Origin of the sequence: Luteibacter sp. (genome assembly GCF_036500425.1) — a bacterium.
In the GTDB taxonomy this organism is placed as follows: Bacteria; Pseudomonadota; Gammaproteobacteria; order Xanthomonadales; family Rhodanobacteraceae; genus Luteibacter.
This window is the reverse complement of record NZ_DASYCB010000017.1, coordinates 23,375-48,468: the sequence shown is the minus strand read 5'-3', so window position 1 is coordinate 48,468 and position 25,094 is coordinate 23,375. Positions and strand designations below refer to the sequence as shown.

The window sequence follows — 25,094 nt, the reverse complement described above, 5'->3', positions numbered from 1 at the left end:
TTAGTCGGCAATGAACATCAGCGTGGCTAAGGGTGGCAGGCTCACGACCAGCGACTGGTCGAACCCGTGCGACGGCACGGCCTGGGTGTGGCTTTCACCTTCGTTGCCGACGCCGGAACCGCCGTACTCGGTCGCATCTGTATTGATGGCCTCGCGCCAACGGCCGCCCTCGGGTACGCCAATCCGAAAACCATGGCGTACCGTTGGCACCATGTTGCTAATCACCAGCACCGGCCGCCCATGCTCGGCGAAGCGCAGCCAGGCGAAGACGCTCTGCCCGGCGTCATCGCCGATGACCCAGCGGAAACCGCGCTCATCGGTATCCCATGCGTGCATCGCGGCGGTCGTGCCAAAGAAACGGTTGAGGTCACGCACGAGCTTCTGCATGCCCAGGTGCAAGGGGGCATCCAGCAGTTCCCACGCGATCTGTGCATCGTGGTTCCACTCGTGGGGCTGGGCGATCTCGCCGCCGGTGAACAGCAGCTTCTTGCCAGGGTGACCCCACATGAAACCGTAGTACGCACGCAGGTTGGCAAAGCGTTGCCATTCATCGCCAGGCATGCGCCCGAGCAGCGAGCGCTTGCCGTGGACGACCTCGTCATGCGATAGCGGCAGGACGTACTTCTCGGAGTACGCGTAAATCATGCTGAAGGTCATCTCGCCGTGGTGCCAGCGCCGGTGGATCGGGTCGCGTGACATGTACTCCAGCGAGTCATGCATCCAGCCCATGTTCCACTTGAAGGTGAAACCCAGGCCACCTTCGCCGACCGGCCGGGTGACACCTGGCCACGCCGTGGACTCCTCGGCGATGGTCATGCAATCCGGGTGGCGCTCGGCGACGAGTTGGTTGACCCTGCGCAGGAAAGCGATCGCTTCCAGGTTCTCACGCCCCCCATGGATGTTGGGCACCCATTCGCCGTGTTTGCGCGAGTAGTCGCGATAAAGCATCGAGGCGACGGCATCCACGCGCAGCCCATCGATGTGGAAGCGTTCAAGCCAGGCCAGCGCGCTGGCGATAAGGAACGCGGACACCTCGTTACGGCCGAGGTTGTAGATCAGCGTGTTCCAGTCCTGGTGGAAGCCCTCGCGCGGATCAGCGTGCTCATAGAGCGGCGTACCATCGAAGTGGGCCAGGCCATGGATATCGGTCGGGAAATGCGCGGGCACCCAGTCCACGATGACGCCCACGCCGGCCTCATGGCAACGATCGACGAAGCGCGCAAAGGCCTCGGGTGTGCCGAATCGTGAGGTCGGCGCAAACTGGCCCAGTGGCTGATAGCCCCACGAACCGCCGAAGGGGTGCTCGGAGACCGGCAGCAGTTCGATGTGCGAGAAGCCCATCCCTGCCACGTAGGGGATCAGGCGCTCGCCAATCTCATCCCAGTGCAGCTCCGCGCCATCCTTGCCGCGTAGCCACGAGCCTGGATGTAGTTCATAGATGGAGACTGGCGATCCCGCATGGTGCAGGCTGCCACGCTTGCGCAGCCACGCCTCGTCGGTCCAGCGGAAGGCTTCCGGGTCGGCAACGATCGACGCCGTGGCCGGCGGCAGTTCTGCGGCGAGCGCCACAGGGTCGGCTCGCTGGGTGAGCGAGCCATCAGCACCCCACACCTCGTACTTGTAACGCGCGCCGGGCAACAGGCCCGGGATGAAGAGCTCCCAGACACCTGCTGGTACGCGCTTACGCATCGGGTTACGGCGTCCATCCCAGCTATTGAAGTCGCCGGCCACGCTCACGCGCTGCGCATTGGGGGCCCACACCGCAAAGCGCACGCCGTGCACCCCATCCAGCGTGACCGGATGCGCGCCCAGGCAACGGAACAGCTCGATATGGGTACCATCGGACAAACGGCCGAGGTCCTCGTCGCCGAGCAAGGTGCCGAAGGCGTAAGGATCATGCGTTTCATGGCTGGCACCCGGCCAGCGCACGCGCAGGCGGTAGGCCACGCCGCCATCGACAAAGCCCGCGAACAGACCGCCATCGTGCACTTTGTGCAATACCGCCAGCACCTGCCCCGCCGCATCGATCGCCTCGACGCTTACGGCGCCCGGCTGCAGCGTACGCACGTTGCGCCGGCCATCGACATCGTGCGGCCCGAGCAGCGCGAAGGGATCGCCATGCCGGCCTTCGACAAGCGCGTCGGTGGCGGCACGATCGACCAACCCATGGGTGCGTGGATCAATCACGTATCCTCCTCCAGTTCCTGCACGGTATCGCCCTGGGCGGCATGCAGCAGGCCGCGCAACGGCACGTCGAGCCACGCCGGGCGGTTCGCGGCCTCGTAGCTCACCTCGTAGGCGGCCTTCTCGATCACGAACAGTTCGATCAGCGGCGCGAGTGCATCCGCGCTCACCCAGCGGACGGGTGCGGCATCGAGCACGGCGCGGTAGGCCTGCAGGAAGACCAGCGATGCGCGCTGGCGAAAGCGCGACAGGTAGTCACCGAAGCCGGGATCCTCGACCGGCGCGAAGCCGTCCTCGCCACGGCGCGCCATGGCCGCGGCATAGTCGAGCGAGCGCAGGAAGCCAGCTACGTCGCGCAGCGGCGTGCCCTTGCCGCGGCGCTCGGCGAGCGTTCGCGCGGGCTCGCCTTCGAAGTCGATGATGTACGCATCATCCTGCACGACAAGCACCTGACCCAGGTGGAAATCACCGTGCATGCGGGTGAGCAAGGCACCCGGACCGACCTTCGCCAGCCGGCCGACCCGATCCTCCAGCGCACCCGCCAGGCCACGCAGGGCCTCTACGTCCGAACGCAGCTCTTCCGTCATTTCCGAAACGTTATCGACCGCCAGCAAGGCGCGGCCGACCTCGGCGCGCACGCTGGCACGCCAGCCGTCGATCGTCTCTGCCATCGCCCGCTCGGGTTCAAACGCGGGAAGACCCGAGGGCTTCGCAAGCAAGGCATGCAATTCACCGAGGCGAGTGCCCACGGCGGCCGCGAATGCGTCGTAGCTGCTCTCGATCTCCGCCTGCCGATCTTCACCGGTCGCGTGGCTGTATTCGTCGTAACTACGCCGCAGGAAATCGAGCGTCCAGCGCCAGGCATCGCCCTGATTACGCAGAAAGCCCTGCAGCACGGCGATAGTCGTACGTTCACCCTGCGCACCGAGGCGTACCACTTCGCCTAACAGCGGCGACGTATTGGCGTAACCGTGTTCGGTAAGGAAGCGCCCCATTTCAACTTCGGGATTAATCCCCGCCGAGGTCCGCCGGAACAGCTTCAGCACGCCGGCGTCATGCAGGATCATCGAGCTGTTCGACTGTTCGCCCGCCAGCCAGCGGCTTTCAATCGCCACATCGAACGTCGTGGTATCGAACAAAGGCGTCTTCTCGAAGCGTACCGTGCCGTCATGCACCTTGATTTCGGCGCCATGGCGCAGGCCGATCAGCAGGCCCGACGCGAACTCGGGCAACGCGAAGCCATCGGTAAGTAAACCGATGCGACGACCGCGGCGTACGCGAGCCAGCGCCAGTTGCTGCGCACGCGCGTGCGGGCCGTCATCTTCCCAGGCGATGCCGACAGGCAGGCTGTAACGCTCCTTGCCGCCATCGGCCAGCGTGGCCTCGACCTCGGTCAGGATCAGGTCGTCGCCGCGATCCGGCCACGGTGCCGCATACAACACATGCACTGACTCGATACCGCGATCCTTCGCCGCGAACCAGCGGCGCACCGCGAGGTAACCCGGCAGCACCTGCTTTTCGATGACACCACGGTGGTGTTCCATGACCGGGCCTTCCACCAGCGCACCACGGACGACCAGGGTCTCGTAATCGGGCAGCGGTTCGGCCGGCACTTCGTGCCATTCCGGCATCTGCGCATTCGGGCACAACTGGAACGCGTAGAACCCGTACGGTGGCACGGTCAAAAGATAAGGCAACTGGCCGACCGGCGGGAACGACGTGCCGCCCACGATATCGACCGGCACCTGGCCGTCGAACGAGGCGAGGTCAAGCTCCACCGCTTGCAGCGTGCGCGACATATTGGCCACGCACAGCACGTGCTCGCCACCGAACTCGCGCAGGTAGGCCAACACCTTGCGGTTGCCCGGGTACAGGAACTTCAGCGCACCGCGGCCGAAGGCCTTGTAGCGGTTGCGCACGGCGAGCATGCGACGCGTCCAGTTCAGCAGCGAATGCGGATCGCGCTGCTGCGCTTCCACGTTGATGGCCTGGAACCCGTAAAGGGGATCCATGATCGGCGGCAATACCAGACTGGCCGGATCGGCGCGGGAAAAACCACCGTTACGATCGACCGACCACTGCATAGGCGTCCGCACGCCATCGCGATCACCCAGGTGAATGTTGTCACCCATACCGATCTCATCGCCGTAATACAGCACCGGCGTACCCGGCATCGTCAACAGCAACGAATTCATCAGCTCGATACGGCGACGGTCGCGTTCCAGCAAGGGAGCGAGACGCCGGCGGATACCGAGGTTGATGCGGGCACGACGATCCGCGGCATAGGTCTGCCACAGGTAATCGCGCTCATTGTCGGTGACCATCTCGAGGGTGAGCTCGTCATGGTTGCGCAGGAAGATCGCCCACTGGCAGTTCTCCGGGATCGCCGGGGTCTGCCGCATGATGTCGGTGATCGGGAAACGATCCTCGCGCGCGATGGCCATGTACATGCGTGGCATCAGCGGGAAATGGAACGCCATGTGGCATTCATCGCCGTTGCCGAAGTAGTCCTGGGTGTCTTCCGGCCATTGGTTGGCCTCGGCCAGGAGCATGCGGTCCGGGTAATGCTGATCGATCTCCGCACGCATCAGCTTCAGGATGTTGTGCGTCTCGGGCAGGTTCTCGTTATTGGTGCCCTCGCGCTCGATCAGGTAAGGCACCGCATCGAGGCGCAGGCCATCCACGCCCATGTCCAGCCAGAAATGCATCACATCCATGACCGCCTTGAGCACGGCGGGGTTATCGAAATTCAGGTCGGGCTGGTGCGAGAAAAAGCGATGCCAGAAGTACTGGCCAGCCACCGCGTCCCAGGTCCAGTTCGATTTCTCGGTATCCAGGAAGATGATGCGAGTGCCGTCGTAAGCCTGGTCGGTGTCGGACCAGACGTAGAAGTTGCGGGCCGCGGAGCCCTTCTTCGCATGCCGCGCACGCTGGAACCATGCGTGCTGGTCGCTGGTGTGGTTGATGACCAGTTCGGTGATGACACGCAGGTTGCGCTTGTGCGCTTCGGTGATGAAACGCTTGACATCGCCGAGCTTGCCGTAATCCTCGTGCACCGCCTTGTACTCGGCGATGTCGTAACCATCGTCGCGCCGCGGGCTGGGATAGAACGGCAGCAGCCACAGCGTGTTCACGCCGAGGTCGGCGATGTAGTCGAGCTTATCGATCAGGCCTTGGAAGTCACCGACGCCGTCGTCGTTGGCATCGAAGTAGGACTTCAGGTGCACCTGGTAGATGATCGCGTCCTTGTACCAGAGCGGATCTTTCGAGAACTCCGGTGCCTTCGCGTGTTTCGTGGCTTTGCCGCGTGTTGCCATGGATCAGACTCCGGGTAGCCGCACATGCCAGATCGCATACGGCTGGCCAAGGCCAAGCCAGACATGCTGTTCCGGACCGCGCCAGGCGATGGGTTGGGTATGCAGGAGGTCGTGGATATCGAGCGCGTCACTGGGGCCATAGCCCCAGTCGCCGAGCGGAAGGGTCAGGTCCGCGGCCTGCGCGTTATGCGGGTCCATGCTGATCGCGACCAGCACGACGTCATCGCCCGTGCGCTTTTCAAAGAACAGCACCTGGTCGTTGTTCGCAGGCAGGAAGCGCACGCCGAGGTGCGATTGCAAGGCGGGGTGCGCGCGACGGATCAGGTTGAGCTGGGTAATCTCGGCAACGATGTTACCCGGTGCATTGAAGTCGCGGATGCGGATCTCGTACTTCTCGGAATCGAGGTACTCCTCTTTGCCCGGCATCGGCGCCGACTCGCAGATCTCGAAGCCGGAGTACATACCCCACAGCCCGGACAGGGTGGTGGCCAGCGCGGCACGGATCAGGAAGCCAGGCCGCCCCGAGGTTTGCAGGAAGTACGGATCGATATCCGGCGTGTTGACGAAGAAGTTGGGTCGGAAGAAGTCCTTCGGCGCGGTCGTCGTCAGTTCGGTCAGATAATCGATGAACTCCTGCCTGGAGTTACGCCAGGTGAAGTAGGTGTATGACTGGCTGAAGCCCACCTTGGCCAGCCGGTACATCGGTTTGGGCCGGGTGAACGCTTCGGAGAGGAACAGCGCGTCCGGATACTTCGCGCGCACCCGGGCGATCATCCATTCCCAGAAGGGAAAGGGCTTGGTATGCGGGTTATCCACGCGGAACGTGCGCACGCCCTCGCCCGCCCAGAACAGCACCGCATCACACAGCGCCTGCCACAACGAAGGGATCGCCCCCTCCGCGTAGAAATCGACATTGACGATGTCCTGGTATTTCTTGGGTGGGTTCTCGGCGTACTTGATGCTGCCATCCGGACGCCAGTCGAACCACTCCGGGTGTTCTTTCAGCCATGGATGGTCCTGCGAGCACTGGATCGCGAAATCCAGGGCCAGTTCCAGGCCGTGCTCGCGCGCCGCGTCGCGCAGGGCGCGGAAATCGTCGAACGTGCCGAGCTGCGGGTGGATCGCGGTATGCCCGCCCTCCTCCGAGCCGATCGCATACGGACTACCCGGGTCGTCGGGTCCGGGGGTCAGCGTGTTGTTCGGCCCTTTGCGAAACGCGTTGCCGATCGGATGGATCGGCGGGAAGTACAGCACATCGAAACCCATGTCGCGGATAGCCGGCAGGCGCGCGATCGTGTTGCGGAAGGTGCCGTGCTTCGCCTTGTCGGCGGTCATGCTGCGCGGAAACAGTTCATACCAGCTCGCGAACATCGCTTCGCGGCGGTCGACTTCAAGGAGGTACGCCTGGCTGACCGTGGCGCGGATGCGCGGATCGGTCACCGCCATCAGCTCCACCGAGGTGTCGGCGAGCAAGAGTTCGACGCGTTCGTCGCCTTCGGCTTTTGCTACCGCCGCAGCGAGGTTGCGCAGCGCCTTGGCCTTCGGGCCCGCCGCGTCCTTCGCGCGAGCCTCCACCATCAGGCGACCTTCCTCCAGCTCGAGCTTCACGTCGACGCCCGCGGCGTGCTTCACTTCGAGCTCGTGATGATAGCTGCCGTAGGGATCGTGCCAGGCTTCGATCTGGAATTCGTGGCGGCCAATGCGCACAGGGGTGAAGGTGGCCGTGTAGATGTCGTTGTTGACCGGTTCAAGCGTGATTTCGCGCCAGGCCTTCTCATCGACGGCGCGGTAGCGCAAGCGCGCCGCCAGCACCTCGTGTCCATCGACAAAGATGTCGGCCGTCACCGTGATCGGCTGGCCGACCACGCGTTTCACCGGAAACTGACCGCCGTCGACGCTGGGCTGTACGTTTTCAATCGCGACCCGTGGCCCCTTCGTGGCCGTGCCGAGCGCTTCTTTCTGCGCCGAGGCACCGAGCTTGCGTTTGGCCGGCGTGCCGGGTGTGCCCGTGAGGGTGAGTACCGCGCCTGGATCGAGAGTCACGCTATCTCCCTGGTCAAATAACTTGCGCCCGTCCGGAGTGGTCCAGGGCATGAAGTGGCTGGCGGCACCCGCGAGTGCCTCACCCGCGGTCACCCGTACGTCGCGATCCAGCGAAGCATTGATGAGGGTCAGCGTGGCGCGCGCCGCGGTGCGCGAGTCAGCGCCGTCAATGCTGAGGAAGGTAGCGACGCCGCCGTGCGCGTGGATGAGCGGTACGCCAGGGACATCTTCGCCAACCGCGCGGTTGGCAGTCTTAACCGCCTCGGTGAGGTTCGCCGCGGCGTGCATGGCAAGATCTTTCGGCGCGATGGGCGTCCCGCGACGCGGGTCGAGCGCGTCGTGCACCGCGTACTCGAAGCCCATGGGCATCAACCAGCCCGCCGGTGCCGTCGCCGCGAACGCGATAGCACGCCGATACGCGTGATCGAGCTGGTTCTCTTCGCCCAGTTCATCGCCAAGGCGCGTGGCGAACGGTTCCTCGGTACAACCGAGTGCCGGCGCCACGGCGTGCAAACGGCTGGCTTCTTCGGCAAACCACGGGGCGCGGAAGTCCCACCATGCCGACGAGTTCACGACGGCATCGAAACCGGCCCCCGCCAGCGCGGCAAGCTCATCCGCCGTGCAGCCCGGCGTCCACGCCACGAAACCGACACCGGGCGATTCCGCGTGCACGGCATCGATCAGGCCGCGCCACAACGAAGCGCGAAGGCGCTGTGGATGCATGAGGCGAAAGCCAAGCACGCCCGCTTTCGCCCAACGGCGCAGCCGCTCGATCCACCATTGTGTCGCCGCCTGGGCCACGTCGGGGTCGTTGAGCCGCCAGCGCACGCTATCGCTTTCGCTCGGTGTCCAGCGTGGATCGGGGGTGCCGTGCTCGGTCGCAACGGGGCGAAACCAGCTGGGATTCGCCTGGCGCACGGGCGCATCGGAAGCCAGCTCGTCCAGTGGCAAGTCGAGCCACAGTTCGAGATTCCTTGCGCGGGACGCTTTGGCGAGTTGCTCCAGCCGCGTCGTCGCATCGCCGTCCGCGCGAAGCGCGGGGTTCATCCGGTCGAAATCCCGCGTGACAAACACATCGCCGGCAGGCGAGGTTTCGAACGGAGGGGCAATGAGCAGTTGCCGGAAGCCGAGCTCCGCGGCGTGATCTATCCACGCATTCCACCCGGTCATCGGGCCGGCTAGCAGCGGATGCAGGTAATAAATGCAGAAAGGCGCACGCATGCTGGCCGACATTGCCTCGTGTTCCGCTGGGGATTAGACACAAGCATGCCGGGCCAGATGTGTGCATCGTGCCAATGAACCCGGACACGCGAAGCAGTGACATTGGCGCAGATGGGTGTTGCTATTTCGTGAATGCCGCTCGCAAATAACCTTTCAAGCAGCAACGACACCTGTAGGAGCGCGCTTGCGCGCGATGGGTGCTCGAGGCAAGGCCCATCGCGCGCAAGCGCGCTCCTACAGTGAGCGGGGTCGTGGGGGGTGAGGCAGGAGCTATCGCGCGCAAGCGCGCTCCTACACAGTTCGGCTTATTGGCCGAACTTGATTTCTTCGCCTTCGTGGCCGCGATCCCAGCCACGTAGCTCATCGCGGATATGGGCGATGCGCTGGCGGCCGAGGGCGTTGCGCTCCTCGTCCAGGACCAGGCCATCGAGCAGCTCGGCCAGGCGCTGGGCGGTGGGCAGCATCGCGTCCCATGCATCCAGTGCGGCCACCGGGCCGGGTAGCGCCATGAAGAACGACAGACCCGGGGTCTGCATGGTGGCGACGCGGGTCATGTCGAAATTGCCCGGTTTCACCAGGTTGGCCACGCTGAAGATCGGGCCCTTTTCCGGGTGGCCATCCACCAGGCGGTGGTAAATACCCATGTCACCGAATTCCAGGCCAGCCTTCTCGGCGGCCACGACCAGGTCCGAGCCCTGGAAGCGCTGGCCTTCGCGCGAGACCACGTAGAGGCTGACGATACGTTCCACCGGCGCGTTGCCGGGGCGGCGGCCCAGGTCGGAGCGCGGCGGAGCCTTGGGCGGCGCCACCGGCGCGGGAGGCGCCGCTGGGGTCACGGGTGCCGGCGGCGGAGGCGCGGCGGCGGCAGGACGCGGGGGCGCAGGCTCGTCCAGCTCGAACGGCAGGTCCAGATCGATACGGGGCTCGGTGCGCTGGCCAGGCCGCGGTGCGAGTTCATCGGGTTCGATGGCGGGAGCGGCTTGCTTGCGATCGCCGGACATCGACGCACCCAGCCGTTCCAGCTCCGCGCGGAGGTCGACATCCAGCTCGCCCTGCTTCGGCGAAGGCCGGAACAGCGGATCGTTGGCATCTTCGTCGCGGCTATCAGCCCGCTCGTCACGCGCATCGAAACGGTCGTTGAAACCATCGTTCTCGAAGCGCTCGTTGTCGCGGGCACTGAACGAGAGGCTGTCGTCCGATACCGGTTCCTCGCCACCGAACACCGGCTCGCGGCGCTCCCGGCGCGGCTCAGGCTGCTCGGGCACCGGCTTGCGGCGGCCCTGCTCCTTGCGCGGCTGGCCGAACAGCCAGATCAGAACGAGCACGACAACACCGACGAAGAGCATCGGGATGCCGACAGCAGGGTTCCAGGCGAGGCCGATGGCGGGATTCATGGCGCGGTAGTTCCTTTGCTAATGCTTAAGCGACGCCGACGAGCTTCGATGCCTCGGCCAGGTCGACCTGGACGAGGCGCGATACGCCGGGCTCGCGCATGGTAACGCCGCACAACTGGTGTGCGGCCTCCATCGTGGCCTTGTTATGGCTGACGAAGATAAATTGCACCTTTTCGCTCATTTCACGGACCATCGCCGAGAAGCGCCCCACGTTGGCCTCATCCAGCGGCGCATCCACCTCGTCCAGCAGGCAGAAGGGCGCGGGGTTGAGTCCAAAGATAGCGAAGACGAGTGATACCGCGGTGAGCGCCTTCTCGCCGCCCGAAAGCAGCGTGATGTTGGAGACGCGCTTACCCGGGGGGCGCGCCATGATGGCCACGCCGGTATCGAGCAGGTCTTCACCGGTGAGTTCGAGGTACGCGTGGCCACCGCCGAACAGGCGCGGGAACAGCTCCTGCACGCCGGCATTGACGCGGTCGAAGGTTTCCTTGAAACGCTGGCGGGTTTCGCGGTCGATCTTTTTGATCGCGCCTTCCAGGGTTTCCATCGCGCTGGTGAGGTCGGTGAGCTGCGCGTCGAGGTATTCCTTGCGCTGCGACTGCTCGGCGTGTTCCTGGATCGCGGCAAGGTTTACCGGCTCCAGGCGGGCGATCTTCACGGCCAGGTCGGCCAGCTGGGTTTGCCAGGACGACGGCTCGGCGTCCTCGGCCAGTTCGGCCAGCAACGGTTCGAGCTCCAGGCCCGACGCGGTGATCGCCTGTGCGAGCTGTTCGGCACGCAGTTGCAGGGCCTGCGCGGCGAGACGCTTTTCTGCCACGTTTTCGCGCACCTGGCTGAGCACGTGCTCGACCCGCTGGCGTTCCTGCTCGAGGCGGCGGAACTCCGCATCGCAGTCTTCCAACGCGCGGCGCGCTTCCACCAGTTGCTTGTCGACCAGCAGGCGCTGGTCGAGGTAGGTCTGCCGCTCTTCTTCGAGTTCGGCGATCGGGTCGCTGCCGGCCGCCAGTTGCTCGTCGATTTCATCACGGCGCATCGTCACCTGGCGCAGCTGGTTATCCAGGCGGGCGAGCGCCTGCTCCAGCGAGGTGAGCGCGGCGCGCTTCGATTCCATGCTGAGCGCCAGCTGGTGCGACTGGTCGGCCGCTTCACGCGCATTCATGCGCGCTTCTTCGCGCGATTCGAGCAGTTCGCGGCGCTCGTTTTCGAGACCACGGCGCTCGTCTTCGCGATCGCCCATGTGGCCGACGGCCTCATCAAGGCGGCCGCGCGCTTCACGGGTCTGGCCTTCGAGCTCATCGAGCTGCTCGACAAGCGTGCTGATTTCGCCGCCGACCTTCTCGGCACGCGCGCGTGCGGTTTCCATCTTGCCGCGGTGGCTCTGCAACTGGCCGGCGAGTTCGGAGAGGCGGCGGTGCGCGGCGTACAGGTCGCGCTGCGCGTCATCGCGCTGGCGTTCGGTTTCAAACTTGCTCGTGCGCAGCTCTTCAAGCTGTTCGGTGCGCTCTTCGATGGTCGCTTCGAGGCTTTCGATCTGTTCGGCGAGCTGGCGGATATCGCGCTCGCGGGCGAGCACGCCGACCTGGTTGCCCTGCGCGCGGAGTACGCGGGTCCAGCCTGGGCCCATCCATGCGCCGTCGCGGGTGATCACCGACTGGCCGGCGGCGAGCGAGCCCGCGCGGGCCGCTGCCGCTTCCACCGAATCGGCGACAAAGACGTTCGACAGCAAGGCGACGGCGGCCGCGGGACCGCGCACGTAGGCGGCCAGCGTACCGGCCGTACCTGGGCCACCCTTCTCGCTGGCGAACAGCGCGACGTCGGCCTCGCCCAGCGCATCGAATTCAGGTGCGAGCGCCGCCGGTGAGTCAACCAGCACGCCATCGAGGACCCCGGCCAGCACGGTTTCCACGGCGGATTCGTAGCCGGCATCCACCTGCAGCGATTCGCCAAGGCGGCGCGCATCGGCGAGGCCGAGGCGCTTCAGCCAACCGGTGGCAGCGGATTCTTCCTGGCCCAGGGCCGCGGTCTGCAGGGCCTCGAGCGAGGCCTGGCGACCGCGTGCTGTCTGCAACTGCTGGCGGGCATCGTTGAGCGCCGATTGCACCTGGCGCTCATCGTCGAGCACGCGCTCGTAGGCGACCTTGTGCTGGTCAAGCACGCCACCGAGCTGTTCGACGCGCTCGCGCTGGGTATCGTGTTCGGTATCGAGCTGCTCCGAAGCGGCATCGAGCGCGGCAACGTCGGTGGCCTTCTGCTCGGTCTCCAGCGCTTCACGACGCCGGGCGAGGTCGACCGCCTGGCGATCAAGGTAGGCCAGCTTGGTCCGCTCGACGTCCGCCGCGCGGGTGGATTCGGAGGCGCCACGGGTGTGCGTATCCCAACGCTGCTGCCAGTCGGCCAGGCGCGATTCGGTGGCGCGCTGCGCCTCGCCCGTCTCGTCCTGGATCTGCTGCAGGGATTCCAGCTTCGGCTCACCCTCGGCCAGGGCCATGCGCAGGGTTTCCACCTGCTCGCGGTCGGCCTCGATGTGCCCGTTCAGTTCGCCCAGCTCGCGATCCGTCTCGGCCTTTGACCGGGTCAGGCGCTCGGAGAGGTCACGGTTGTGCCGTACCTGCTGTTCGACACGGGCGATCTCAGCGCCGACCTTGTACACCTCGGCCTGCACCTGGTTCAGGTGTTCGGTGGCGCCCTGGTGGCGCTCGCGCACCGTTTCCATCTGCGCCTCGACCTGGCGCTGGGTCGCGGTGTGCTTCTCAATCTCGATTTCGTATTCGCGCAGGCCCGAACCTTCGCCCTGGCGCTGGCGATCGAGCGTGCGGTACTCGAGAGCGCGCAGTTCGGCTTCGCGGCGGGTCTGCTCGTCCTTGAAGCCCTTCCAGCGCTCGGCGGCGCGCGCCTGGCGGTTCAGGTGGTCGAGCTGCTTTTCGACTTCGTCGCGCACGTCACGTACGCGGTCGAGGTTCTCGCGGGTCGCCTTGATGCGGCTCTCGGTTTCCTTGCGGCGCTCCTTGTACTTGGAGATGCCGGCGGCCTCTTCCAGGTGGGTGCGCAGCTCTTCAGGAGCGGCTTCGATGATCTGGCTGATCATGCCCTGCTCGATGATCGAGTAGGAACGCGGGCCCAGGCCGGTGCCGAGGAACAGGTCGGTGATGTCGCGGCGGCGGCAGCGCGCGCCATTCAGGTGGTACGACGACTGGCCATCGCGGCTGACGATGCGCTTCACCGAGATCTCGGCGAAGCTGGCGTACTCGCCCTGGATGGTGCCGTCGGCGTTATCGAAGATGAGTTCAACCGCGGCCTGGCCTACCGGCTTGCGTGAACTCGATCCGGAGAAGATGACGTCGGTCAGCGAATCGCCGCGCAGGCGGCTGGCCGCGGATTCGCCCATCACCCAGCGGATGGCGTCGATGATGTTCGACTTGCCACAGCCGTTCGGACCGACGACGCCGGTCATATTGGTGGGCAGGTGCAGCGTGGTGGGGTCCACGAAGGACTTGAATCCCGCCAGCTTGATCGTGGTCAGACGCATGTTTGGTTCCGTTGGACGCGGCCGTGGGCTCCGGTCGGGAGCCACCCCCTGGCTAATCAGTCACTTTGCCAAAGGGGTCACCCGGGCGCAATACGCGAAATGACACGAAGATCATAGCGTAACCTGCTGATTGTAGGAGCGCGCTTGCGCGCGATGGGGCTTGAGGCGGCCTTCATCGCGCGCAAGCGCGCTCCTACAGGTCATTCGCCGGGGGCTTTGGCGTCGATCGAGAGGGCGTGGATGCCGTCGGGCATCATGTCGCCGAGGGCCTCGTAGACCATCCGGTGGCGCTGGATTGGGTTCTTCCCGGCAAAGGCCGGGCTGACGATCCGGGCGAAGAAGTGCCCTTTGCCCTCGCCCGAGTGGCCGGCATGCTTGTGCCCCTCATCGATCACATCCAGCGCGACCGGCGCCAGCGCCTCGGTCAGGCGTTGGCGGATGCGTTCGACCTTCTCGACAGTCACGGCAGCACGATGCGGAGGGGACGCACGGTCACCTCCTTGTAGACGCCGGCCGTGATGTACGGGTCCGCATCGGCCCAGGCCTGGGCGGCTTCAAGGCTTTCGAACTCGGCCACGATCAGGCTACCGGTAAAACCAGCCTCGCCCGGATCCTCGGCGTCGATGGCCGGGAACGGGCCGGCCAGCTTCAGCCGGCCCTCTTCCTTGAGCGCCACGAGGCGGGCGACATGAGCCGGACGCACCGACATGCGGTTCTCCAGCGAATTCGGGTGATCGATACCGGTGATGGCGTAGAACATGAGATCAGGCCTCGGGGCGCATGGTCGGGAACAGCAGGACGTCGCGGATGGACGACGAGCCAGTGAGCAGCATTACCAGGCGATCGATGCCGACGCCCAGGCCGCCGGTGGGCGGCAGGCCGACTTCGAGTGCGCGGATGTAATCGGCGTCGAAGTGCATGGCTTCGTCATCGCCGGCGTCCTTGGCATCCACCTGGGCCTGGAAGCGCGCGGCCTGGTCTTCCGAGTCGTTGAGCTCGGAGAAGCCGTTCGCGATTTCCTTGCCGTTGATGAACAGCTCGAAGCGATCGGTGATGCCCTTGTCGGTATCGCTTTCGCGGGCGAGCGGCGAGACTTCGACCGGGTGGTCGGTAATGAAGGTGGGCTGGACCAGGGTGTGTTCTACCGTGGCCTCGAAGATCTCGAGCAGCAGCTTGCCCCAGCCGTACGACGGCTTGGCGTTGATGCCGAGGCGCTTCGCGTGGGCAGCCATCGCCTCGCGGTTGCGCAGGTCGGCCGGCTTGATCTCCGGGTTGAGTTCGAGCACGGCATCTTCCATGCGCCAGCGGCGGAACGCCGGGCCCACGTCGATCGTCGCGCCATCCCATTCGATCGCGGTGTTGCCAATGACCTCGGCGGCGGCCGAACGGATAAGGCCCTCGGTGAGGTCCATGATCTCGTGGTACGTGGCGTAGGCCTGGTACAGCTCGAGCATGGTGAACTCGGGATTGTGCCGGGTGGACACGCCCTCGTTGCGGAAGTTGCGATTGATCTCGTAGACGCGGTCGAAGCCGCCCACGGTCAGGCGCTTCAGGTAGAGCTCCGGCGCCACGCGCAGGAACAACGGGATATCGAGCGCGTTGTGGTGCGTGGTGAACGGACGCGCGGTGGCGCCACCCGGGATCACGTGCATCATGGGGGTCTCGACCTCCATGAAGCGGCGCGGCTTGTCTTCGAGCCAGCGACGAATGTGGCTGACGATCTTCGAGCGCAGCTGGAAGGTGCGGCGCGCTTCCTCGGTCACGATGAGATCGACGTAGCGCTGGCGGTAGCGCTGTTCCACGTCGGCCATGCCGTGATGCTTGTCCGGCAGGCCGCGCAGCGACTTGGTCAGCAGGCGCAGGCCTTCGACCTTGACAGACAGCTCGCCGGTCTTGGTCCGCATCAGGAGGCCAGTGGCGCCGACGATATCGCCGAGGTCCCAGCGCTTGAACGCGTTGTAGACCTCTTCGCCCACCGTGCCCTGGTGGATGAACAGCTGGATACGGCCGGTGCCATCCTGCAGCGTGACGAAGCTGACCTTGCCCTGGCCGCGGCTGAGCAGGATGCGCCCGCCGATGGCCACCTGGCGCGGCGCGCCCTCGATAGCTTCGGCCGTCCAGGTGTCCTTGTCCTCGAACTCCGCCTGCAGGTCGCCCGCGAAGCTATCGACCTTGAAGTCGTTCGGGTAGGCGATGCCCTGCTCGCGCAGCGCTTTGAGTTTCTCGCGGCGTTCGGCAATCAGTCGGTTTTCGTCAGAGGTGCCGGTGGTGTCGTCGCGGATTTCGTCAGTCATGGCTTCGCTTGGGTTTCGTTCGGGGAACGGGGGCGCCCATGCGCCCCCGGTGTCACGGCATTACGCGTCGAGGCGTTTCGAACCGGCTTCCAGGCCCGCCTTCAGGCTGCCTTCGACGAATTCATCGAGGTCGCCATCCAGCACCTTCTGCGTATCCGAACGCTCGATGCCGGTGCGCAGATCCTTGATGCGCGACTGGTCGAGCACGTAGTTGCGGATCTGGCTGCCCCAGCCGATGTCGGACTTGGTGGCTTCCAGCGCATCCCTTTCGACGTTGCGCTTCTGCACTTCCAGCTCGTACAGCTTCGCTTTCAGCATTTTCATCGCGCGATCGCGGTTGGCATGCTGGCTACGCTCGGTCTGGCAGGCCACGACCGTGTTGGTCGGGATGTGCGTGATACGCACGGCCGATTCGGTCTTGTTCACGTGCTGGCCGCCCGCGCCCGACGAACGGTAGACATCCGTGCGCAGGTCAGCCGGGTTGATGTCGATCTCGATGTTGTCATCGACTTCCGGCGACACGAACACCGAGGTGAAGCTGGTGTGGCGGCGGTTGTCGGAGTCGAACGGGCTCTTGCGCACCAGGCGATGCACGCCGATCTCGGTTTTCAGCCAGCCGTAGGCGTAATCGCCTTCCACGCGGAACGTGGCGGACTTGATGCCCGCGACATCGCCGCCGGAGACTTCCATCAGCTCGGCCTTCCAGCCCCGCGATTCAGCCCAGCGCAGGTACATGCGCAGGAGGATTTCCGCCCAGTCCTGGGCCTCGGTACCGCCGGCACCGGCCTGGATATCGACGAAGGCAGCGGAGTTGTCGAGTTCGCCGGAGAACATGCGCTGGAATTCCAGCTTGCTGATCCGGGTGTCGACCTTGTTCACATCATCGACCACCGACAGCACCGTGGCCTCATCGCCATCGGCGGCGGCCATCTCGAGCAGTTCCTTCGCGTCTTCCAGCGAGGCGGACATCTCTTCGATGCCGGTGACGATGGTATCGAGCTGGGCGCGTTCGCGGCCCAGGTCCTGTGCGCGCTTCGGGTCATCCCAGACGTTAGGGCTCTCGAGCTCGCGGTTGACTTCCTCTAGCCGTTCTTTCTTGACGGCGTAGTCAAAGATACCCCCTAAGCGACTCGACGCGGCCCTTGAGGTCCGCGATCTGCGCGAGGATCGGATTGGTCTCGATCATGGTTGGTGCCTGCTATGCGGCGCGGGACGCGCCGGCTAAAGAGGCTGATCTTACCAAAATCCGCCATGGCCTTGGGCACAAACCGTCCACCCCTGTAGGAGCGCGCTTGCGCGCGATGGGTGCTCGCGACACCCCCAATCGCGCGCAAGCGCGCTCCTACACGAGCCGGGGCGCCTTCAGGCTGGCAGGGATTCGCGGTGAATGCCGCGGACGGCCCGGCCGGAGGGGTCGGCCGCGGCGGCGAAGGCCGGATCCCAGGCCAGGGCCGCCGGGGAGGAGCAGGCGATGGACTTGCCGCCCGGCACGGTGGCCGCGGCGGCCTCGCCCGGGAAGTGCTTCTCGAAGATCGTCCGATAGAAGAAGGCCTCCTTGGTCGAGGGGGTGTTCATCGGGAAACGGGCCGCCGCCGCGGCGAACTCGCGGTCACTGACCATCGCTTCGGCATGGGCCTTCAGCCCATCGATCCAACCGTACCCTACCCCGTCGCTGAACTGCTCCTTCTGCCGCCACAGGATCGCTTCGGGCAGAGCACCCTCGAACGCCTCGCGCAGGATGCCCTTCTCGATGCCTTTGCGGGCCACCATTTTCGCTTCAGCGTCGAAAGCCATGGCCAGCTCAAGAAACTCGGTATCGAGGAACGGCACGCGGGCCTCGATACCCCAGGCGGCCATGGATTTGTTGGCGCGCAGGCAATCGTAATAGTGCAGCGCATCGAGCTTGCGCACGGTTTCCGCGTGGAATTCGCGCGCGTTCGGGGCCTTGTGGAAGTACAGGTAGCCACCGAACACTTCGTCGGAGCCTTCGCCGGAGAGCACCATCTTCACGCCCATGGCCTTGATCCGGCGAGCGAGCAAGAACATGGGCGTGGAGGCGCGGATCGTCGTGACGTCGTAGGTTTCGATGTGCCTGATCACTTCCGGCAACGCGTCCAGGCCCTCCTCGAAGGTGTAAACGAAGCCGTGGTGGACCGTACCCAGCGCCTCCGCCGCCACCTGGGCAGCCTTCAGGTCGGGCGAACCGTCCAGGCCGATCGCGAAGGAATGCAGGCGCGGCCACCAGGCCTCGTCGCGGTCGTCATCTTCGATGCGGCGGCGGGCGAACCCGGCGGCCACCGCGGCCACGAGCGAGGAATCCAGTCCTCCTGAAAGGAGCACACCATAGGGCACGTCCGTCATCATCTGGCGATGCACGGCGGCTTCAAAAGCAGCGCGCAGGTCACGGGGCTCGATCGTCTTGCCTGCGGTCACGTCATAGTCACGCCAGGTCGGGGTCCAGTAGCGCGTGGTTTCACCGGTGGCGCTATCGTAAACGTGGCCGGGCGGGAACGGCGCGACGTCGGCACAGGTGCCCACCAGCGACTTCATTTCCGAGGCCACGCACAAACGGCCCTGGCGATCATGGCCCCAATACAGCGGGCAGACGCCCACCGGATCGCGCGCGATCAGGACGCGCCGCTTCGCGGCATCCCATAGCGCGAAGGCGAAAATGCCGTTGAGCTTGCCGAGGAAATCGCTGCCGTGCTCGCGATACAAGGCGTTGATGACCTCGCAGTCCGAGCCGGTGGTGAATGCGTAGGCGCTGGCGGCGCGCAGCTCACGGTGGTTGTAGATCTCACCGTTCACGGCCAGGGCGAGCTCGCCATCGGTCGAGCGCAGCGGTTGGGCGCCGCTGGCCGGATCAACGATGGCGAGGCGCTCGTGGACGAGGATGGCACCGTCGTCCAGGTACACGCCACTCCAGTCGGGTCCGCGATGACGCTGCCGTTGCGAGAGCTCCATGGCCTGCGTGCGCAGAGCCTGGAGGTCATCGCCGGCCGTGAGGCCGAACATTCCGAAGATCGAACACATGGGCCTTACTCCTGTGGTACCGATGGCTGGAAGGGGAACGATGAAATCAGGACAAAGAAAAAGGCCCGCCTTTGTGGGGCGGGCCTTTCGTGATTCCGGTGGTTTCAGTTGCAACCGCCTACACGCCGACCCTCCCGAATGAACGGGCATTATTGGTATTGGCGTTATTGGCGGCGATGCGAATCATGGCCCGACTAAATCACGTTTCCTGATGCGGTGCAATAGGCGATTTTCGGTCCCTGACCTCGTCCTTGTAGGAGCGCGCTTGCGCGCGATGGGGGTTTGCGGCAAGACCCATCGCGCGCAAGCGCGCTCCTACAAGGTGGCCGTCGCGCGTTTCGCAAGGCGGCGGTTACATCGCGGCGAGTTTTTCCACGGTGCGGCGGTAGTCGGTGGCGGCGCGGGCCTCGGCGAGGTGGGCGTGATCGCGAACGCGCCAGCTGCCGCCGACCATGACGTCGCGCACGAGCGGTGTGTTTCCCGCGAAGAGGAAGGTATCGATCACGTCTGCTTCGTCGCGCGCGGCGAGTAGCGGCGATCGATCGTCGAGCACGAGCAGGTCCGCGCGGGCGCCCTGCCCCAGCCGCGCGATATCTGCGCCCGCAGCGCGCCTTCCCCCCTCGAGCGTGCGCTGCCACAAGGCGACGCCGGTACTCTCTTCCGGCTTGCGCGAGGCGACGTTGCGATGGCGCGTCACCAGGCGCTGGCCATATTCAAGCCAGCGCAGTTCTTCGACCGGCGACACGGAAATATGCGAATCCGAACCAATGCCGAACGTACCGCCGGCGTCAATGAAATCCGCCAACGGGAACAAACCATCGCCCAGGTTGGCCTCCGTCGTCGGACACAAGCCGGCAACCGCGCCGCTCTGCGCAATGCGCTTTGTTTCATGCCCGGTGAGGTGGGTGGCATGGACCAGGGTCCAGCGTTCATTGACGTCGGCGTGATCGAGCAACCATTCGACCGGACGCGCACCGCGGACGGCGAGGCAATCCTGCACTTCGCCGATCTGCTCGGCGATATGAATGTGGATCGGCATGCCCTGGGCGATGCCCGTGGCCAGCACCGAGCGCATGGCGTCTTCCGGGACCGCACGCAACGAGTGCAGCGCGATGCCTATTTTCAGCATGTCATCCTGCATCGGAACGAGCCGCTCAAGCAACGCTACGTACTGGCCGACATCGTGGCGGAAGCGCTGCTGGCGTTCATTGAGCGGGCGACCATCGAAGCCGCCGGTCATGTAAAGGACGGGCAACAAGGTCAGGCCGATGCCCGCCTCCTTCGCCGCCTCGATCAACGCCAGCGACATCGCGGCCGGATCGGCGTACGGCACGCCCCGGGGGCCGTGGTGCAGGTAGTGGAATTCGCAGACCTGGGTGTAACCCGCCTTCACCATTTCGACATAAAGCTGGGTAGCGATGGCCTTCAGGTCATCGGGATTGATCGCCTCGGCGAAGGTGTACATCGTTTCGCGCCAGGTCCAGAAGCTGTCCTCGCCCGGGCCGCGGCGCTCGGCCAGGCCAGCCATGGCGCGCTGGAAGGCATGCGAATGCAGGTTGGGCATGCCTGGCAGCACAAACCGGCCAATACGCTCGCCGGCCTCGCCATTGCGCGCGGCGAACCGGCCCTCCTTGATGGCCAGGCCAGCCTCGGCCCAGGCGCCCTCGGTCCAGATGAAGTCGGCGGTAAAGTGGGACTGGGACATGGAGACAAGCCTTTGTAGGAGCGCGCTTGCGCGCGATGGGTGCTTGCGGCTGCCCCCGTCGCGCGCAAGCGCGCTCCTACAGGGGTAGTCGCACAATGGGCACAGGATAGCGTGCCCGTGTGAATGGCTTCACGCTGCGGGGGCATAATGGTCGGATGAACGAGATCATCCCTGCCCAGACCCCGAAACTGACGTTGCGCCAGGCACGTCCCGCGGATATCGCCGAGCTGGTCGCGCTGACCGCGCGCGTCTATACCGCCGAATGGGGACACTCGGCGGAAATGCTGCAGGGCCAGCAGAACAACTTCCCCGAAGGCCAGTTCGTGGTGGAATACGAAGGCCATATCGTCGGGTTCTGCGCCACGTTCCGGATCAACGAGGCAGTCGCCCTTTCGCCGCATACCTGGATGCAGGTGACCGGCGGCGGTTTCGCCTCGCGCCATGACCCAAAGGGTGACTGGCTGTACGGCATGGAAGTCGTCGTGCACCCGGATTACCGCGGCATGCGCATCGGCCAACGCCTCTACCACGCCCGCAAGCGGCTGTGCACCGACCTGAAGCTGCGCGGCATCGTGTTTGGCGGGCGCATGCCCGGGCTCTCGCGCGCCATCGGCCGCTACGGCAGCGCCGAGGCCTACGTGCAGGCCGTGGTCGACGGGAGCCGGCGCGACCCGACCCTGAGTTTCCAGTTACGCAATGGTTTCGAAGTGATCGGCCTGCTACGCGAGTACGTGCCCTCCGACCATGAATCGCTGGGCTACGCCGCGCACCTGGTCTGGCGCAACCCGCACCTGCTGAATCACCCCGATACGCCGCGCGTCTCGCACAGCCACCGCCTGCCGGATTCGGTGCGTGTCGCCTCGGTGCAGTACCAGCAGCGCCGGATCAGTTCATTCGCCGAGTTCGCGACCCACGTAGAGTACTTCGTCGATATCGCGGCGGACTACGACGCCGACTTCGTGGTCTTCCCCGAACTGATCACGTTGCAGTTGCTCTCGATCGAGAACGCCGAGCTCTCGCCGGTGGATTCGATCCGCCGCCTTTCGGAGTATTCCGATGAAGTGAAGGCGATGTTCCATCGCCTGGCAGTTCACTACAACATCAACATCATCGGTGGCTCACACCCCACCCGCCAACCGAACGGCGATATTCATAACGTCTGTTACGTGGCCCTGCGCGATGGCTCGCTGCACGAGCGCGAGAAGCTGCACCCCACACCCAGCGAAAAGAACGTTTGGAACATCACCGGCGGCGACGCCGCCGCGACCATCCAGACCGACTGCGGCCCGATCGGCGTGATGATCTGCTATGACTCGGAGTTCCCCGAGGTCGCCCGCCACCTCACCGACCAGGGCGCGCTCATCCTGTTCGTGCCGTTCTGCACCGACGTGCGCGAAGGTTACCTGCGCGTCCGTTACTGTTCGCAGGCCCGCGCCATCGAGAACCAGTGCTACGTCGTACTTTCGGGCAACGTCGGTAACCTGCCCGGTGTGAATAACTTCGATATCCAGTACGGCCAGAGCTGCATCCTCACGCCTAGCGACTTTCCGTTCGCCCGTGACGGCATCGCCGCCGAGGCCACGCCGAACATCGAAACGGTGCTGTTCGCCGATCTTCGCCTCGAGAATCTGGCGCGGGCGCGGAACTCAGGCGCCGTGCAGAACCTGAAGGACCGCCGTTACGATCTCTACCAGGTGCGTTGGGCGCGCACTCCGGACGCCCGATGAGTACGCCGCCCGGTGACGAGGCTGCCGCTTCACGCCTGGATCTCCTGCGTCGCCACGAATGGCTCTCGGCCGAGGAATGGCGTCGACGCATCCTGTTCTGGACCGGCGCCATCATCGTTGGCCTGGCCGCGGTGTTCTTCGCCAAAGCCGCGGACTTTGCATTCGACGTGTTCCGTGGCGCCGCCAGCCACGGTTGGTGGGTGCCGCTACTGATCACCCCTGCCACCTTCGCGCTGCTCTGCTGGCTCACCCAAGGGGCCCTGAAAGCGACGCGCGGATCGGGCATCCCGCAGGCCATCGCAGCACTCAAAATCGAAGACGAAAGTTTTCGCATGCGCCTGCTCTCGCTGAAAGTGGCCGTTGGCAAGATGGCGTTGACGCTTGCCGCGCTTCTCGGTGGAGCATCGGTTGGCCGCGAAGGCCCCACCGTCCACGTGGGTGCGGGCTTGCTGTATTCCATGGGCCGCCGGTTCGGCTTTGCCGACCCTACAGCGGCCGGTCGCTTCATCCTCGCTGGATCCGCGGCGGGTCTGGCCGCCGCGTTCAATACACCGCTGGCGGGCGTGGTCTTCGCTATCGAGGAAATGTCCGGCACCTTCGAGCATCGCATGAGCGGCACCTTACTGACCGCCGTGATCGTAGCTGGCGTCGTCTCGCTCGGCATCGTTGGCAACTATGCGTACTTTGGCGATATCACCGCGGCACTCCCGCTCGGCAAGGCCTGGCTCGCCGTGCTGCTCACCGGCATCGTCGGCGGCCTGGCCGGGGGCCTGTTCGCGCGGCTGATCGTGCCATCGGCCACTGGCTTTCGCGGTGCGCTGGCCAGGCTACGCGGCCGCCAGCCCATCGTGTTCGCCGCATTTTGCGGCCTCGCACTGGTGCTGCTGAGCATGCTCAGCGCGAACGGGTTGTACGGCACGGGTTACGGGCAGGCGCGCGCGATCCTCGAAGGCCATTCCGATAACGGTCCGCTTTTCGGCGTCCTTAAGTTTCTCGGCAACATCGCTTCGTCGTGGGCGGGCATCCCCGGCGGGATCTTCTCGCCTGCGCTCGCCGTCGGCGCGGGGCTGGGTAGTAACATCGCCCACCTGCTTCCGGGTGCCGATGTCTCGGCGGTCGTGCTGCTCGGCATGGCAGCGTACCTTGCCGGGGTCACCCAGGCGCCACTGACCGCCGCGGTCATCTCGCTGGAACTCACGGCGAACCGTCAGATGGCACTGCCAATCATGGCTGCGTGCCTGCTCGCCCGTGCGGTATCGGCACTGGTCTGCCGCGTACCGGTATACAAGGCGTTGGCCGAGACGCTGATGGCCAACTACGAAGAAGAACGCGCGCGCCGCGAGGCCGCGCCCGCCCAGGACGCCGTGACACCATGACCACCGACACCCGCTGGGACTACCTGCTGCTCGACACCGGCCTCGCTACCCTCGTAGACAACGGTGCGCCCTATGGCGCGATCGCCGATGGCGCATTGGGCATCAAGGACGGACGCATCGTCTTTGCTGGCGCACGCGCGGATCTACCTGGTGAGCCGCAGGCGCTGTCGCACCGCGTCGAATCCCTGCACGGCACATGGATCACGCCTGGGTTGGTCGATTGCCACACGCACCTGGTGTTCGGTGGCGATCGCGCGCAGGAATTCGAGATGCGCCTGGAAGGGGCGACCTACGAGGACATCGCACGCGCCGGCGGTGGCATCGTTTCCAGCGTGCGCGCTACGCGTAGCGCCAGCGACGACGAGCTGTTCCGGCAATCGCTGCCACGTGCCAGGGCCTTGCTCGCCGACGGCGTGACCACGCTTGAGATCAAATCCGGCTACGGGCTGGAACCCGATGCCGAGCGGCGCATGCTGCGCGTCGCCCGGCGAATCGGTCGTGAGCTGGGAATCGATGTGCGCACCAGTTTCCTCGGCTTGCACGCCTTGCCACCGGAATACGCTGGACGACGCGACGACTACGTATCGCTGGTCTGCGACACCATGCTGCCCTCGCTGGCTGAGGAAGAGCTGGTCGACGCCGTGGACGCCTTCTGCGAAGGCATCGGCTTCACCCACGCCGAAACCGAGCGCCTGTTCGAAAAGGCCACGGCGCTAGGCCTGCCGGTGAAGCTGCACGCGGAGCAGCTCTCCGACCTGGGTGGCGCCGCGCTGGTCGCCCGTTATAAAGGCCTTTCCGCCGACCATCTGGAATGGACCAGCGAAGAAGGCATCCAGGCGATGGCTGCGGCCGGAACCGTTGCCGTGCTGCTCCCTGGTGCGTACTACGCCCTGCGCGACACCCGCCCGCCGCCGATCGCGGGCTTCCGCGAACACGGGGTCGCGATGGCCGTCGCGACCGACCTCAACCCGGGAACCTCGCCGCTGCTCTCGCTACGCCTGGCCATGGGCATGGCCTGCACCTTGTTCCGCCTGACGCCGGAAGAAGCGCTGCGCGGTGCGACCCAGTACGGCGCCCGCGCGCTCGGCCTCGACGACCGCGGCACGCTCGCCGTAGGCCAGCGCGCCGATCTGGCGGTGTGGAACATCCAGCACCTGCCGGAACTGTGCTACTGGATCGGCGGCGGGCTGCTCAAGGAAAGTTGGGTCGCCGGCGAGCGCGTCGGCAGCTGATCAAGGCTGGGCGGCGCGAAATCCGCCGCATTTTTCAGAATA

General features: G+C 65.4%; 14 protein-coding genes. 3 read left to right on the top strand and 11 right to left on the bottom strand.

What is annotated here, in order from left to right; translation table 11 throughout:
• The 11 genes from glgB to VGN46_RS03825 form a co-directional block, all read right to left on the bottom strand.
• A complete protein-coding gene (glgB, locus tag VGN46_RS03875) occupies window positions 1-2,187 on the bottom strand; it encodes a 1,4-alpha-glucan branching protein GlgB (protein ID WP_414675215.1) in 2,187 nt (728 codons plus the stop codon).
• Window positions 2,184-5,501 (bottom strand): maltose alpha-D-glucosyltransferase, encoded by a 3,318-nt coding sequence (gene treS / locus VGN46_RS03870; RefSeq protein WP_331640827.1) that lies wholly within the window; start codon window positions 5,499-5,501, stop codon window positions 2,184-2,186. The genes glgB and treS overlap by 4 nt, the downstream gene beginning before the upstream one ends.
• Window positions 5,502-5,504: 3 nt before the next feature.
• On the bottom strand, window positions 5,505-8,777 hold the full coding sequence (locus VGN46_RS03865; RefSeq protein WP_331640825.1) for a maltotransferase domain-containing protein: 3,273 nt from the start codon (window positions 8,775-8,777) through the stop codon (window positions 5,505-5,507).
• Window positions 8,778-9,070: 293 nt separating this feature from the next.
• Complete coding sequence (zipA, locus tag VGN46_RS03860) at window positions 9,071-10,111, bottom strand: cell division protein ZipA (RefSeq protein WP_331640889.1); 1,041 nt, start codon at window positions 10,109-10,111, stop codon at window positions 9,071-9,073.
• Between the two features lie 73 nt (window positions 10,112-10,184).
• Window positions 10,185-13,685 carry a chromosome segregation protein SMC gene (gene smc, locus VGN46_RS03855; protein ID WP_331640822.1) on the bottom strand — a complete coding sequence of 1,167 codons (3,501 nt, stop codon included), beginning with the start codon at window positions 13,683-13,685 and terminating at the stop codon, window positions 10,185-10,187.
• 200 nt (window positions 13,686-13,885) lie between these two features.
• The gene (locus VGN46_RS03850; protein WP_331640820.1) at window positions 13,886-14,149 is read right to left on the bottom strand and encodes a BolA family protein; all 264 of its coding nucleotides are present in this window, start codon (window positions 14,147-14,149) and stop codon (window positions 13,886-13,888) included.
• Window positions 14,146-14,445 carry a YciI family protein gene (locus tag VGN46_RS03845; RefSeq protein WP_331640818.1) on the bottom strand — a complete coding sequence of 100 codons (300 nt, stop codon included), beginning with the start codon at window positions 14,443-14,445 and terminating at the stop codon, window positions 14,146-14,148. The genes VGN46_RS03850 and VGN46_RS03845 overlap by 4 nt, the downstream gene beginning before the upstream one ends.
• Before the next feature lie 4 nt (window positions 14,446-14,449).
• Entirely contained in the window at window positions 14,450-15,979 is a 1,530-nt protein-coding gene (lysS, locus tag VGN46_RS03840; protein ID WP_331640816.1) for a lysine--tRNA ligase, read from the bottom strand.
• 60 nt (window positions 15,980-16,039) lie between these two features.
• Window positions 16,040-17,165, bottom strand: a protein-coding gene (gene prfB / locus VGN46_RS03835) for a peptide chain release factor 2 (RefSeq protein WP_331640814.1) whose coding sequence is annotated in 2 segments (ribosomal slippage) — window positions 16,040-17,089 and window positions 17,091-17,165 — 1,125 coding nt in all. Because the reading frame shifts where the segments join, the coding sequence is not laid out codon by codon here.
• A gap of 176 nt (window positions 17,166-17,341) precedes the next feature.
• Window positions 17,342-19,012: an asparagine synthase B gene (gene asnB, locus VGN46_RS03830; RefSeq protein WP_331640812.1), complete on the bottom strand. Its 1,671-nt coding sequence runs from the start codon at window positions 19,010-19,012 to the stop codon at window positions 17,342-17,344.
• Between the two features lie 352 nt (window positions 19,013-19,364).
• Window positions 19,365-20,717 (bottom strand): formimidoylglutamate deiminase, encoded by a 1,353-nt coding sequence (locus VGN46_RS03825; protein ID WP_331640810.1) that lies wholly within the window; start codon window positions 20,715-20,717, stop codon window positions 19,365-19,367.
• A gap of 155 nt (window positions 20,718-20,872) precedes the next feature.
• Between VGN46_RS03825 and VGN46_RS03820 the strand changes: the two genes are divergently transcribed.
• Genes VGN46_RS03820 through hutI form a run of 3 tightly spaced genes read left to right on the top strand, consistent with a single transcriptional unit; the run spans window position 20,873 to window position 25,052 of the window.
• On the top strand, window positions 20,873-22,444 hold the full coding sequence (locus VGN46_RS03820; RefSeq protein WP_331640808.1) for a bifunctional GNAT family N-acetyltransferase/carbon-nitrogen hydrolase family protein: 1,572 nt from the start codon (window positions 20,873-20,875) through the stop codon (window positions 22,442-22,444).
• Entirely contained in the window at window positions 22,441-23,820 is a 1,380-nt protein-coding gene (locus tag VGN46_RS03815; protein WP_331640806.1) for a chloride channel protein, read from the top strand. Before VGN46_RS03820 ends, VGN46_RS03815 begins: the two co-directional genes overlap by 4 nt.
• The gene (gene hutI, locus VGN46_RS03810; RefSeq protein ID WP_331640804.1) at window positions 23,817-25,052 is read left to right on the top strand and encodes an imidazolonepropionase; all 1,236 of its coding nucleotides are present in this window, start codon (window positions 23,817-23,819) and stop codon (window positions 25,050-25,052) included. The genes VGN46_RS03815 and hutI overlap by 4 nt, the downstream gene beginning before the upstream one ends.
• Window positions 25,053-25,094 lie beyond the last annotated feature (42 nt).

Bases quoted from the DNA above. Each gene is read 5' to 3' on its own strand.
- treS (WP_331640827.1), bottom strand. From the start codon at position 5,501: ATGGCAACACGCGGCAAAGCCACGAAACACGCGAAGGCACCGGAGTTC.
- VGN46_RS03865 (WP_331640825.1), bottom strand. From the start codon at position 8,777: ATGTCGGCCAGCATGCGTGCGCCTTTCTGCATTTATTACCTGCATCCG.
- zipA (WP_331640889.1), bottom strand. From the start codon at position 10,111: ATGCTCTTCGTCGGTGTTGTCGTGCTCGTTCTGATCTGGCTGTTCGGC.
- smc (WP_331640822.1), bottom strand. From the start codon at position 13,685: ATGCGTCTGACCACGATCAAGCTGGCGGGATTCAAGTCCTTCGTGGAC.
- VGN46_RS03845 (WP_331640818.1), bottom strand. From the start codon at position 14,445: ATGTTCTACGCCATCACCGGTATCGATCACCCGAATTCGCTGGAGAAC.
- lysS (WP_331640816.1), bottom strand. From the start codon at position 15,979: ATGACTGACGAAATCCGCGACGACACCACCGGCACCTCTGACGAAAAC.
- asnB (WP_331640812.1), bottom strand. From the start codon at position 19,012: ATGTGTTCGATCTTCGGAATGTTCGGCCTCACGGCCGGCGATGACCTC.
- VGN46_RS03825 (WP_331640810.1), bottom strand. From the start codon at position 20,717: ATGTCCCAGTCCCACTTTACCGCCGACTTCATCTGGACCGAGGGCGCC.
- VGN46_RS03820 (WP_331640808.1), top strand. From the start codon at position 20,873: ATGAACGAGATCATCCCTGCCCAGACCCCGAAACTGACGTTGCGCCAG.
- VGN46_RS03815 (WP_331640806.1), top strand. From the start codon at position 22,441: ATGAGTACGCCGCCCGGTGACGAGGCTGCCGCTTCACGCCTGGATCTC.
- hutI (WP_331640804.1), top strand. From the start codon at position 23,817: ATGACCACCGACACCCGCTGGGACTACCTGCTGCTCGACACCGGCCTC.